Source organism: Oceanobacillus zhaokaii, from assembly GCF_003352005.1.
Classification (GTDB): domain Bacteria; phylum Bacillota; class Bacilli; order Bacillales; family Amphibacillaceae; genus Oceanobacillus; species Oceanobacillus zhaokaii.
This window is the reverse complement of sequence record NZ_CP024848.1, coordinates 3,079,381-3,092,376: the sequence shown is the minus strand read 5'-3', so window position 1 is coordinate 3,092,376 and position 12,996 is coordinate 3,079,381. Positions and strand designations below refer to the sequence as shown.

Annotated in this window: 12 protein-coding genes; 9 read left to right on the top strand and 3 right to left on the bottom strand. The window is 37.2% G+C overall.

What is annotated here, in order from left to right; genetic code table 11:
- Nucleotides 1-568 precede the first annotated feature (568 nt).
- From CUC15_RS20730 to CUC15_RS15550, 6 genes are all read left to right on the top strand, one after another.
- Entirely contained in the window at nucleotides 569-895 is a 327-nt protein-coding gene (locus CUC15_RS20730; RefSeq protein WP_341457163.1) for a hypothetical protein, read from the top strand.
- 11 nt (nucleotides 896-906) lie between these two features.
- The gene (locus CUC15_RS15570) at nucleotides 907-1,311 is read left to right on the top strand and encodes a DUF3006 family protein (RefSeq protein ID WP_114917544.1); all 405 of its coding nucleotides are present in this window, start codon (nucleotides 907-909) and stop codon (nucleotides 1,309-1,311) included.
- A 118-nt stretch (nucleotides 1,312-1,429) separates the two neighbouring features.
- Complete coding sequence (locus tag CUC15_RS20545; protein ID WP_242985883.1) at nucleotides 1,430-1,594, top strand: hypothetical protein; 165 nt, start codon at nucleotides 1,430-1,432, stop codon at nucleotides 1,592-1,594.
- Nucleotides 1,595-2,159: 565 nt separating this feature from the next.
- Nucleotides 2,160-2,594, top strand: a complete 435-nt coding sequence (locus CUC15_RS15560; protein ID WP_114917543.1) for a hypothetical protein — start codon at nucleotides 2,160-2,162, stop codon at nucleotides 2,592-2,594.
- Nucleotides 2,591-3,943 (top strand): tripartite tricarboxylate transporter permease, encoded by a 1,353-nt coding sequence (locus CUC15_RS15555; RefSeq protein ID WP_114917542.1) that lies wholly within the window; start codon nucleotides 2,591-2,593, stop codon nucleotides 3,941-3,943. The genes CUC15_RS15560 and CUC15_RS15555 overlap by 4 nt, the downstream gene beginning before the upstream one ends.
- Before the next feature lie 262 nt (nucleotides 3,944-4,205).
- Nucleotides 4,206-5,945 (top strand): phospho-sugar mutase, encoded by a 1,740-nt coding sequence (locus CUC15_RS15550; protein ID WP_114917541.1) that lies wholly within the window; start codon nucleotides 4,206-4,208, stop codon nucleotides 5,943-5,945.
- A gap of 302 nt (nucleotides 5,946-6,247) precedes the next feature.
- Here CUC15_RS15550 and CUC15_RS15545 read toward each other — a convergent pair whose 3' ends face one another.
- On the bottom strand, nucleotides 6,248-6,691 hold the full coding sequence (locus CUC15_RS15545; protein ID WP_242985882.1) for an Hsp20/alpha crystallin family protein: 444 nt from the start codon (nucleotides 6,689-6,691) through the stop codon (nucleotides 6,248-6,250).
- 230 nt (nucleotides 6,692-6,921) lie between these two features.
- Complete coding sequence (gene coaW, locus CUC15_RS15540; RefSeq protein WP_114917540.1) at nucleotides 6,922-7,716, bottom strand: type II pantothenate kinase; 795 nt, start codon at nucleotides 7,714-7,716, stop codon at nucleotides 6,922-6,924.
- Nucleotides 7,717-7,917: 201 nt separating this feature from the next.
- Between coaW and CUC15_RS15535 the strand changes: the two genes are divergently transcribed.
- On the top strand, nucleotides 7,918-8,562 hold the full coding sequence (locus CUC15_RS15535) for a 5-bromo-4-chloroindolyl phosphate hydrolysis family protein (RefSeq protein WP_242985881.1): 645 nt from the start codon (nucleotides 7,918-7,920) through the stop codon (nucleotides 8,560-8,562).
- Nucleotides 8,559-9,719 carry a toxic anion resistance protein gene (locus tag CUC15_RS15530; protein WP_114917539.1) on the top strand — a complete coding sequence of 387 codons (1,161 nt, stop codon included), beginning with the start codon at nucleotides 8,559-8,561 and terminating at the stop codon, nucleotides 9,717-9,719. Before CUC15_RS15535 ends, CUC15_RS15530 begins: the two co-directional genes overlap by 4 nt.
- Before the next feature lie 337 nt (nucleotides 9,720-10,056).
- On the opposite strand, the gene CUC15_RS15525 is transcribed toward CUC15_RS15530, so the two are convergent.
- On the bottom strand, nucleotides 10,057-11,229 hold the full coding sequence (locus CUC15_RS15525; RefSeq protein WP_114917538.1) for a M20 family metallopeptidase: 1,173 nt from the start codon (nucleotides 11,227-11,229) through the stop codon (nucleotides 10,057-10,059).
- A 324-nt stretch (nucleotides 11,230-11,553) separates the two neighbouring features.
- Here CUC15_RS15525 and CUC15_RS15520 point away from each other — a divergent pair, with 324 nt between their 5' ends.
- Nucleotides 11,554-12,738, top strand: coding sequence for a hypothetical protein (locus CUC15_RS15520; RefSeq protein WP_114917537.1), 1,185 nt, complete (start codon nucleotides 11,554-11,556; stop codon nucleotides 12,736-12,738).
- Nucleotides 12,739-12,996: the final 258 nt, after the last annotated feature.

Below are 12,996 nucleotides of genomic sequence, written 5' to 3'. Positions count from 1 at the left end.
TGTTTACCCCCTTAAGGTGTGCGTATTTGAGTGCCTATGCTCGTTTGGGTGTCTGGCACTTCCCGGTTTTTGTCAAAATTTGACGATAGAATCTATTAAAGTCATTTTTTATATTCGGTATCCTATTAATAATTCAATTTCTCTCTAGGATTAAATTGAATTATTGCGACTGAAAATTGCTTGATAATTGAATTTCCTTTGTTTGCGTTTTTAATAATACTATTTTATCTTAAAAAGGGTGGGTTAGTATGGCTAGGAAGAGGCGTATTTGGTTACCTAATTCATTTTACCATATCATTTCTCGGGGAAATAGGCGAGGTGCGCTTTTCTATGAGGAGCCTGATTATAAAATGTTCCGCCATCTACTTCATCAAGTGAAACAAAAAATACGATTTGAGCTTGCCTCTTATTGTCTGAAAATCATTTCTATTTACAAATGCGTTCCACAGATCAACCTATCTCAAAAATCATGTCACTAGTAAATAAGCGCTACGCTGATTATTATTAGAATACTAAGGTTTAACCAAGCCTTTAGGTTACAGCCTTAGTTGCACTTATGTAGTAAGAAATGTTTTATACTTTCTTAACTACCAATAATAAACACGGAATAACCGGCCATGTTTTTGAACAACGATTCTTTGATGAGCGGATTTCCACTCTCCTAAGCATGCTGAAAGTGAGCCGTTACATCCATCTTAATCCGGTTAAAGCAGGAATGGTAAGCAATCCTGAAAGTTATCGGTGGAGCAGTTATCGGCAATATTATCATATTTCGAATGCTAGACTATTAGATTTTTTCTCTGGAAATGAGCAGGAAAAGCGGAAGCAATACCATGCGTTTTTGTATATTGAAGAGGATGAGATACAGTCAGAAGAATTCTTGATAACACTGTGAGGAAAAAATAGATGAAGCATCAATCAAAAGAGAATAGAGTTGCGTTTTATTTACAGTTTGCTATATTTCTCGGTACTCTCTTATTGATTCTAATAATACTAGAATACGGGATATTCGGAACAATCTTAGGATCGAGAGATTTTGAATTGGTTAACGAAACTCAAATAACTATAAGTGGAGTTCTCGATCGCTGGGAAAGTGATGAGAGTGCAGTTATCCTCATCGAGGAATCAAATACGGAAATCGTTGTGCCGAAACATAATCTTCCCATTGGGAGTCGAGTAAATTCATGGTTTCAGATTGTGATGGAAGATGATGTAATAGAACATATTTTGATAGATTATGAGAAAACAAAACTAGAGAACAAGAAAGCCTTGCAGTTAAAACAATGTTTGATTCGTCTGAGGGAAAAATAGTCTTCACTCTATTTAATAAGCGGTAATATCCCTTAATAGTGGTAAAGTTATAGCATTAAAATAATGACATATTACAAGGTGATTATACATGAAAGACGATATCAGAAGAATACATATTATGGGTTCAATAGGGAGTGAAAAAACAACATTAGTAAGAGATTTATTTTCTAAAATGAATATCCCATATTATGAATTGGATATCGTTGTTCGGATTAGAAGTCAAAATGGTGATATAAAAAGAACCGTTGCTGAACGTAATGAATATTTAAGAAAAATTATTTAACAACATTATTGGATTATTGAAGGAGTTCACCATACATGAGTATCCCCATGTATTCAAAATGCTGATTTAATCATATTTTTAGATACTAATTATTCACTAAGAAAATTTAGGATTATCAAGAGATTTATCATGCAAAAAAACGGTTTTGAAAAAGCAAATTATAAACCGACATATAGAATATTGAAAGATCTATAGCTATAATGCCGTCTTTGAACGTGAGAGTAAGCCAGAAATATTTGATATTTTAAAACACTATAATGAGAAGTTAATCATTTTAAATAACTCAAGCCATTTGAATGATTCGATAGTCTAATTGATAACTAGTGGTTACACGAGTGTGCTGTGGTACTTTCAAAATGGAAATTGTGAATTACTTGATTTCGTGATTTAGGATAAATTAGTTATTAAATTGCATAATAAATTTAGACGCAAGTTTGGATGAACCATCATTTATCGGAACTTGCGTATTTTAATCGACAATTAACGACAAAAATCGGGTAGTGACAGGCACCCCCCTTTTAATGTAGAATTGTTTTGGTGAATTCATTTAAAGGAGTAATTGGTGATGAATAATAATAATGATGTAAATCAGAATGAGTCAAGAACATATGTAGAGGTTATTGGCGATACTGTTTATGATAAACATTTAATAGCGACCATTTGTATTAGTTTAATTTTTAGTTTGGGGGCATTTTTAATCGGAAAAAGCATTTTCCCACGTTTTGCCCCAGAAACAATGGTACAGTCTTATTCCTTATTGCTTGGAATTGCTGGCAGCCTAGTCGGGCTAGTTGTAAATGCGCTTTTGTTTAAGCCGAAGCGTACGCTAAATGAGACGGCGAATACAAGTGAGGAATTAAAAGAGGTATATGAAGAACTACAATTTGATTTAGCTGAAGAACGTGTTGCAATTTTGAATGATCCGGTATTACATAAGGAAATGAAAGAACTCGGAATTGCGGAGATGTATCTAGCTGAAAAGGAGGATCCTAAGAATTGAGTACGTTAATGATTGCGATTGTCTTCGCTATTATAGGGGGTGTGCTGTTTACACTGATTGGTGTCGTGTCAGGATCAGATGAAACAGCCGTATTAGTGCCGTTCACTTTGATTGTCGTATTATTAGGCACACCGCCAGAGGCTGTGTTTGCTTTCTTTATGTCGGCAATCTTAGCAAAACACTTAACCCATGCGATTCCCACTGCATTAATGGGAGTACCAGGTGACACGTTAGCTGCGCCAATGCTTGAGCATGCTAACTTTTTAAGAAGAATTGGACTTCCGCACATCGCCCTTCGCAAAATGATTTCTGGTGGAGTGATTGGTGCATTTATTGCCCTGCCAATATCTTTGTTATTTGCGATGTTCCTTAGTCAATTTGGGGAATTCTTTCAGGAAAACGCAGGGATTATCTTTACTGCAGCGGCAGTCCTAATCGGCTATTTTTCAAAAGGTCGCTGGGTCAGTGTTTTACTAATACTCCCAGTTGCCCTTATTTTCCAAGGTTTAGGGTTGATTAGTTCATCCATTCTTGATAAATCACTTTCAATCAGCTTCTTTTTAGGAATAGCGATTGGGCCGATGTTAGTTGATTTATTACTAGCAACATCGAAGAGTGCTCGTCCAATGGTAGAAAAGAAGGAAATGAATGAGTACAAGCTTGCTCCAGAGAAAAAGGCATGGTCGGGTTATTTTCCAAACCCATTTAAAGTGCTAACGAAAAAGCAAGCAGGTCAAGTTGCAGGCACTTCCTTCCTGTCCTCATTCACATTTGCTTTAAGTCCAGTTGGAATGACCTCACTAATGGGTGAATTAATTGGTTCAAGAATAAAGGGCCAATACAAAAAGGCAACAAGCAGTCTAGCAACGATGAACGGAGTAACGGAATCAACGTATGTTGCTGAAACAATCATCCCATTAGTTGCATTCGGGATACCGCTTAGCCCAGTTACGCTTGGACCTGCATCAGCACTATTTAATGCACCACCAGTGTATTCAACGGATCCGGTCCATAATTTGCACACGATGCTAGAACCGATGGATTTCTTTATCTATGGATTAATTGGGCTCATGATCGCAGCGTTAATTGCCTATCCGTTTTCGATGAATTATGCTCGAAAGGCAACCGTCTTTATCATGAAGAAAGTGAACCAAGAAGCAATTATCGGCATGTTTATTGGTATTGTATGTCTACTAGCGTTTTATGAAGGGGAACTGACTGGAGTACTTGTGACATTCGCAGTAGCAGTCGTTGGTGGCATGCTAAATCGCTTCCTCGGGCTTGGAGTAGGAGTACAATTCATGATTTACTACGGTTCAAGCTGGATGATTACGACATTATTAGGATAGGGAGGTGCCTGGCACTCCTCGAGTTTTGTCGAATGAAAAGAGTCAATCTGCCTGTGTATTTATAAAATACCAGGCTTTTTTATGTTCTGAACTCTAATCAACACTGGCTTGCAGTTTATTCGACTGTTTTCTGCATATTTCGGGAGTGACAGGCACCCAAGATAAACCTTTGATTTAATAGATATTACCTTGTATAATGAGTGTAGGAAAGTCTATTGAAACAATATTTTGAAGATAATAATTTTAGTATGGGGGTTACGTGTTGAGCTGGCAGACGAACTACGAGAAATGGAAGCAATTTGAGAACCTGGATGTAGAATTGAAGGGTCAACTTGATGAAATCGAGAATGATCCAAAGCAATTGGAAGATAGTTTTTATAAGACACTCGAATTCGGTACAGGTGGAATTCGCGGCGAGATTGGACCAGGTACAAACCGAATGAATATTTATTCTATCCGTAAAGCAACAGAAGGCCTTGCCAGGTACATCGAAGCACATGGTGAGGAAGCGAAGAATCGTGGGGTAGCAATCGCATATGATTCTCGATTTAAATCACCTGAATTTGCAATGGAAGCGGCTAAGACGCTTGGAAAACACGGAATACATACATATGTTTTTGAATCATTACGTTCCACACCAGAGCTTTCTTTTGCAGTAAGATATTTGCATGCATATAGTGGGATTGTTATCACTGCCAGTCATAACCCACCTGAATACAATGGTTACAAGGTTTATGGAGAAGATGGGGCTCAGGTTTCGCTAGCAGTAGCAGAAGAAATCATTTCAAAAGTGAACGAAGTAGAAAATGAACTAGAGGTTAAAGTCGGTGGTGAGGAAGAACTAAAAGCTGCTGGTATCCTGAATATAATTGGAGAAACCGTTGACAATGCTTACTTAAAACAATTGCAAACGATAAATGTTAATCCAGATGTGATCAAGCAAGTTGCAGATGATTTTAAAATTGTCTATACACCTTTACATGGAACGGGAAATGTCCCTGTTAGAAAAGGATTGGAAGCACTCGGTTTTAAACATATACAAGTTGTTAAAGAGCAGGAACTTCCAGACTCGAGCTTCCCAACTGTTACATCACCAAACCCTGAAGAACATGCTGCATTTGAAATCGCTATTCAATATGGCGAAAAACTTGGTGCAGATATGCTTCTTGGAACGGATCCGGATACAGACAGAGTAGGGGTAGCAGTACGTAATAGTAAAGGGGAATATGAGGTGTTGACTGGAAATCAGGTTGGCGCACTATTACTTCATTATTTGATAACAGAAAAGCAGAAGCAAGGAACGCTTGCAGAAAATGCTGTTGTATTGAAAACGATTGTAACATCTGAACTTGGTCGTGACATTGCAACTGCAAATGGATTAGAAACGATTGACACATTGACAGGGTTTAAATTTATCGGTGAAAAAATCAAGGAATATGAATCAACAGGGGAATATCGCTTTTTATTCGGCTATGAAGAAAGCTATGGCTATTTAATCGGTGATTTCGTCCGTGACAAAGATGCAGTCCAAGCATGTATGCTTCTTGCTGAAGTTGGTGCCTATTATAAATCGAAAAACATGACTTTATACGAAGGACTTATAGCAGTTTTTGAGCAATATGGCTATTATAAAGAAGGATTACAGTCACTTACATTAAAGGGTAAAGATGGAATCGAACAGATTAATACAATTTTAACGGCGTTCCGTAATGATCCACCACAAGTGATTGCAGGTAAGCAAGTTTCTGTGGTTGAAGACTATCTAACAAGTAAACGTATTTTAGCAGGGAATAATGTGGAAGAAGAAATCCTCTTGCCAAAATCGAATGTCTTGAAATATCAATTAGCCGACGGATCATGGTTCTGCCTTCGTCCATCTGGAACTGAACCGAAAATCAAATTTTATTTTGGTGTTAAAGGTGAATCACTGGAAGCAAGTGAAAAGGCATTAAATACATTAAGTGATGCAGTAATGCGTCGGGTTGATGAGGAAATTCAGTAGTAGATTACACATTTCTATCATGTCGAATTATTTCTTAACAAATTACTGGAAATAATACCTATAAAAGCGGCGGCAGTCGTTTTCCGATGTACAGGGAGAGTGGAAGATTGTTAAAGTTATGCGGTCTTTCTATAAATTGAAGAGTCTTATACTCTTATCCAATAGAAAACTAGGGTTTAGCCATGCCTTTAGTTGGCAGAACTGCCATCATTGCATTTTATAGGTATGAATTTCTTAACTAAAAAAACTGGTATTCAATCTCTTTTGAATACCAGTTTTTTTATTACATGATAACTTCCTAACTATTCATCAATAGAAAGAAATTTCCGTTTAGAATTATCCTTTGGGACAGTAATTTTTAGTATTCCATTTTTAAAAGAAGCTTTTGTTTCTTCTTCAGGAATCGTAAATGGAAGTGTAATGATACGTTCTTTTTGTTGGAAATATTGTTTTTTACTGTAGGAAGCACGGTTGTTTTCTATAATATTTGACTCGACTACATCAATTCTAATTTTATTATCGATGATCTCAAGCTGAATTTGTTCGGGTTTATAACCCTGTAAGGATGCTTCAATAATAATAGCTGTATCGGTTTCATTTACATCAACCCAAAAGGATCTAAGCGGAATATGGTTATTGATTTGCTTGAATGATTGATTGAAAAGATTATCCATACGACCCATGAAATCACGAAGGGGCCTCATATCCAAATCAAACCTATCTAACCGTATGTTTTTAGGATCCAATTGCTTTCACTCCTTTATCACAATATCTATTGATAAAATATGTGAAAAGAAAAGAAAGGTTTGGGTGTTTGACATCGTGCCCGGAATTTCTCGAATTTTGACAATATTAGTTGATAAATTATATAAAAGTATGCGAGAAAAAATAGTATTATTAAAAATTGTTTGGATGCAGAACCCCCGACCTACCTAAAGCTATGAATCGAATATATCATCAGCCATAGATTTAGCCCCTAAACCAAACTCCCAATCGCTCCAACATATGCTCCCTTCTCTAAATATAGTGGCTCATACGGCATCATTTCCTGAAAGCTGCCCAGCACCTTTTTCAAAGGTTTATTTCCATTAAGTGTACTGCCCACAAAAACGATTTTTTCTGTGCCAGTTGCTACAGCTGCTTGTCCTGCTAAGGAAATAATTGTCTCGCCAATTAATTGAATAAGACTTGCTATATGGTCCCCGGTAGTTGCATGTTCATTTAAATGAGCTTTGCCAAAGTTTGCAGCAGTTAATTCTCCTAATAAGGGGGCATGACTAGGTGTGTAAATATCTTTAACCAATAGATCACTGTTCTGCCGGTTCCCATTTTCCGCAAGTGAAATGATACTCTGAAATTCCACCTCACCAGTTAGCAGTTTTCCTAGTCCCATTAATGTGCCACCACCAATTCCACTTCCTAAGAGGCGATTGTGAGTTTCCCCAGCAACATGGAAGACAGATGTTCCAGTGCCAATACTTGTGATAAGATAACTGTCAGGGATGCCTCTGTGCTCCTTCTCTAGCAAAAGGCGTGTGCCATCTATAATCGCTTGAAATTCTTCTTTTAAATGGCTTTTTTGCTTTACAACATCTTGCAAATATCCGCTTTTTCCGCCAGTTAAATAAAGCTCTGCCCCTAATGAAATGCTGTTCAACCATTCTAATAATGAATCCATTTGCGAGAAAGTCTTGAAAACGAACTCATTATTGTCTTCATAAGCTACTTTGATTAACGAACCCCCAGCATCAATCCCTACTTTCTCTACCATAGAATCTATTCCCCCTTATCTGTTATACTTGAAATCATAAAGGAAAGGGTTCACCAGGACAAATATTAAGCTTAATCTTCTTTCTATTTGGCATAACAGTAGTTTGTCACGTAAAATAGAATTAAATGAAACTTTTTTACTAGGTTAATCGTAAGAATTATTGATTCCAAAAAAATTTGGATTGATATAGGAGTTGATTATTTGCTGGCGTTTTTACAATTTATGTTAAGAGGAACGGTGGCGTTTTTTGCTACGGTGGTGACGTGGTTGATTAGTTTCTTTTCATTTGGACAACCCTACCTTCTCTCAAGTCTATTCGCAATTCTAGGTGGAGCTGTTGTTTACTATTCAGTAAAACAAATTACGAACTTCAGCTATGTGCGGAGAATTGGACTATCAAGAAGAGAGTATAAATTTATTGACAATAATTTACAGGAAGCAAAGAATAAAATTTCCCGCTTAAATAAGGCGTTGATGAGTATTCGCAGTATTGACCAGGCAAGGCAGAACTTCGAGATAATTCGTACCGTAAAGAAAATCTATTCGAACACGAAAAAAGAGCCGAAGCGATTTTATCAAGCGGAAGGGTTTTACTATAATCATTTAGATTCGCTTGTAGAATTAGCTGAGAAATACGCATTTTTATCTTCACAGCCGGTGAAAAACCGTGAGATGATGGAATCTTTAAGAGATACACGGATTACGATTTCAACTCTTGGTGAAACAGTGAAAAAAGATCTGTACATCATGCTTGATAATGACATCGATACATTGCATTATGAGCTGGATGTAGCGAAGCAGTCGATCAGTAAATCTAAGAAAAAAGACTGGAGGGCATTGAAATGAATCAAAATAATAATCAACGACAAGATGATATTGATGAATTATTAGCAAACCCGTTTGGTAAGACGGAGCTAACGGAGTCTGTGACAAGTACTCCGCAAACAACAGATAAGCCAAAGCGATTAGTTGACCGGATGTCTGAGGATAATAAGCAAAAAGCAATCCAATTAGCAAAACAAATTGACCCTGAAGAAGCACAGTCAATTTCAATGTATGGTACGGAAGCACAATCTAAGTTGTTGAACTTTTCACATTCGATGCTCGACCAGGTACAGAATAAAGATGTCGGGGAAATTGGCGATATCTTAAAGGATCTAATGAAGAAACTTGAGCATGTGAATCCAGATGAGCTTCAACCGGAAAAGCGAGGCGTATTCGCCCGGATGTTCGGTCGAATTTCGAATTCAGTAAATGAGGTGCTTTCAAAATATCAAAAAACAGGTGCGCAAATTGATCGAATTAGTGTAAAGCTTGATCGAAGCAAAAATGCATTAGTAGAGGACAACCGGAACCTTGAGCAAATGTTTAACAAAAATCGAGATTATTATGATGCACTGAACATTTACATTGCTGCTGGTGAAGTAAAAATAGAAGAGCTTGAAACGGTGACGATCCCAGCACTTAAACAAAAAGCAAACCTGAGCCAAAGTCAAATGGATTATCAGGATGTAAATGACATGATGCAATTTGCCGAGCGGTTAGAAAAGCGGATGCATGATTTAAAATTGAGTCGGGAAATTACGATGCAAAGTGCTCCCCAAATAAGATTGATTCAAAATACCAATCAGGCATTAGTAGAGAAAATCCAGGCCTCAATTTTAACGGCAATCCCACTTTGGAAAAACCAAATTGCAATTGCACTCACTTTGCTTCGTCAGCGAACTGCAGTTGAGGCGCAGAAGCAAGTATCACAAACAACGAATGATTTATTGCTGAAGAATGCAGAAATGTTAAAAGTAAATACGATTGAAACTGCGAAAGAAAATGAACGTGGGCTTGTTGACATTGAAACCTTGAAGAAGACCCAAGAACACTTACTTTCAACAATCGAGGAAACGCTTCGTATTCAAACAGAAGGCCGGGAAAAACGATACCAGGCAGAGCGTGATTTAGAAAGCATGGAAAATGAATTGAAACAAAAGTTATTAGAATTAAGATAATACACAAAGATAAAGCTGCAGATTCTTAATGGATGTAACTCCATAAAGAATCTGCAGCTTTTTTTATATACATAGTTTTATAAAAAATTAGGTTTCATTTTTACAAGGATAGGGAAAGGAAAGGAGAATATTAGTCTGGAGGTTTTGAGTTGGAGACGTACTGCTGGCTGGAACGGAAGCTAACTCCAGGTAAAAAGAAGAAGGGTATTTTTAGTCAGGATGAAGCTGCTGTCAGCACCAATTAAAGAAATCATCAGAAAAAATCACGGTCCGATATTTTCCCATCGGGCCGTGATTCGTTGGGTTACAAGACAAACTTAATCCATAATTTAATAATTTACGCTTGCTCTTGGTATCGTAAATATGCTGCAACTAAAGTTTTCGCAGCAATTGGCATTGCTTTTTCATCGAAATCGAATCTTGGATGATGATGTGGGTATAGGTTATCTTCTTTTCTTGCTCCGGTAAAGAAGAATGCTCCTGGTTTATGGATTGTATAATAAGAGAAATCCTCTCCGCCCATCACAGGTACAACTTCCTTTACAACTTCAACACCTTGTACCTCTTTCGCAGCTTCAAGTACGATTTCTGCTTCTTGTGGATGGTTTTTTGTTGGTGGATATCCTTTTGTATAACTAAGCTCATACGTCACATCATTCGCAAGGCAAATACCTTGTAGAATTCTTTCCATTTCCTCGATAACTTGCTCTTGTACTTCAGGATCTAAATGACGAACAGTTCCCTTCATTGTCGCTTTATCAGCAATTATATTGAAATTACTTCCGGAATGGAATGAACCAATTGTAAGTACAGCCGTTTTAAGAGGGTCAATCCTTCTGCTAATAATTTCTTGGAACTGGGAAACAATCTTGGCACCAATGACAACTGCATCCTTTGTTTCATGTGGAGAGGCACCGTGTCCGCCTTTACCTTGAATTGTTAATTCAAATGCATCAGCACCAGCCATTAGGACATCTTTAGAAGTTTGAATTTCTCCAAGCGGCACTAATGATTGTAGATGCGTACCAAATACAGCGTCAATATCATCTAAAATCCCTGATTCAACAATTGATTTCGCCCCGCCAGGTAATTGTTCTTCTGCATGCTGGTGGACAAATACAACAGTTCCCGGCAGCTCTGCTTGATGCTCAAATAATGCTTTGGCAATCGTAAGTAATGTAGCTGTATGACCATCATGACCACAAGCGTGCATCACGCCTGGTACAGTCGATTTATATGGAACATCCTTTTCATCGTCAATTGGTAATGCGTCGAAATCTGCACGTAATGCAACCTTTTTGCCAGGTTTTCCACCAACTAATGTTGCGATTACGCCATTTCCGCCGACATTTTTTTCATAAGGAATACCGAGGCTGTCATAAAAACTAGCGATGTATTTCGCTGTTTCTGTTTCTTTAAATGAAAGCTCTGGATGTTGATGCAAATAGCGACGTCTTTCGACTGTTTCTGGATATAATTTATCGATTAATTCTGAAACTTTATTCAACAATATGTACAACCCCCAAAGGTATTTTTTGTTTATTATAACAGTTTTATGAAATAATTGTTATATAATTTTCTACAGTCCAATAAATCAGATAATAATGAAGCGCATTCATTATTTTTAATAGTTAAACTATATTAAAAAGTATTGTTAATATAGAAAAATCTATTTATAATAACGGATAATCTACACAGAACACGCAGTTATAGGGAGTGAATTTTCAGATTTGGTAAATAACTTTCACTGAAATAAGTGATAATTTTTCTTGATTAATGAAGCGTGGCAGAAAAGTGTGAGAAAAATACATCTATCAGAAAGTAGTTGATCAATATGTTTAATGAACCATTAGTTGCTGCCGCGATGATCTTTGCGTTATTTGCAATAGCTGAAATAATTTCCATTGCCTCGAAGGCAAGAATTCCAATGCTATTTATCGTTTTCTTCGGTTACTTGATGTTATTATGGACAGGTGTATTTCCGGAAGATATTGCGGAAAAGTCGTACTTCGTTCCATTCGCAGCGATGCTTCCAGCTGTACTTATCGTCCATATGGGGACGTTAATCCCGTTTAAACAATTAAAGGAACAGTATAAAGCGGTGATTATCGCTCTTTCTGGTGTAATTGTCGCAGTCTTTCTCGTCTTAGCAATTGTCGCGCCGATTATTGGTTATGCAGGAGCTGCTTCTGCACTTGGACCATTAACAGGTGGAATCATTGCCTATATTATTAGTGCGGAAAAACTAACCGAGATAGGACTTGTCAGCTTGGTGACAATACCAGCCTTAATTTTAGGAATTCAAAATTTCGTTGGAATGCCATTAGCAGCCTACTTTCTTCGCAAACGTGGATTAAAAATTCAGAAGGAAATACATGACGGAACCTATCAAGGAGAGGCGAATAAAGAAAAAGATTATACAGAACAAGCAGAGGAAACGAAAAAATGGAAGATTCGTATTCCAGAACGATATAAAACAAGCACAATCTTACTATTTCAAGTATTTATTGGGGGAGCGATTGCAACTGTCCTAGATTCAGTCACGGGAATAAACTATAGTTTATGGGCACTTGCGATTGGGATTATTGGCAGTTTAATAGGCTTTTACCCTGGAAAAGTAATGGAGCGCGCCAACTCATTCGGAATCACGATGGCATTGTTGATTGTTGTCGTAATGTCCTCCATGAATAGTATTACGCCATCGATGTTTACAGAGCATCTGCCAGCAGTTATTTTCATCATGGTTGTCGGTGTAATTGGGATTCTTATCGGTGGATTACTCAGCTCGAAATGGCTAAAATGGGACACAAATAAAGGCGTGCCGGTTGCTTTAACTGCATTGTTCGGCTTCCCTGGTGATTATATTCTTTGTGAAGAGGTTAGTCGAAGCCTTGGAAAAACGAAAGAAGAGCAAGAGACGATCTTTAATGACCTTGTTACGCCAATGTTAATCGGTGGATTTACAACCGTTACAATTTCTTCGGTAATCATTGCTAGTATTTTGATGAGTTTCCTTTAATAGATTATTTTTGAAGAACTGCTATTTTTTCTAGTCATAGACTTAGAAGGAATAGCAGCTTTTTATAGAAGCCTATTCAATAAATGCAAATGAAAAAACTTGGCAGCCACCAAGCCTTTCGGTGACTACCTTAGTTACTCTTATGTAGTAAGAAAGTTTATACTCTCTTAACTACCAAAAAACGACAAAATAGATTAATATGCGAGCATTCTAAATTGAACCTGTGGTATAATTTACTAACTTCTATACTTACACATC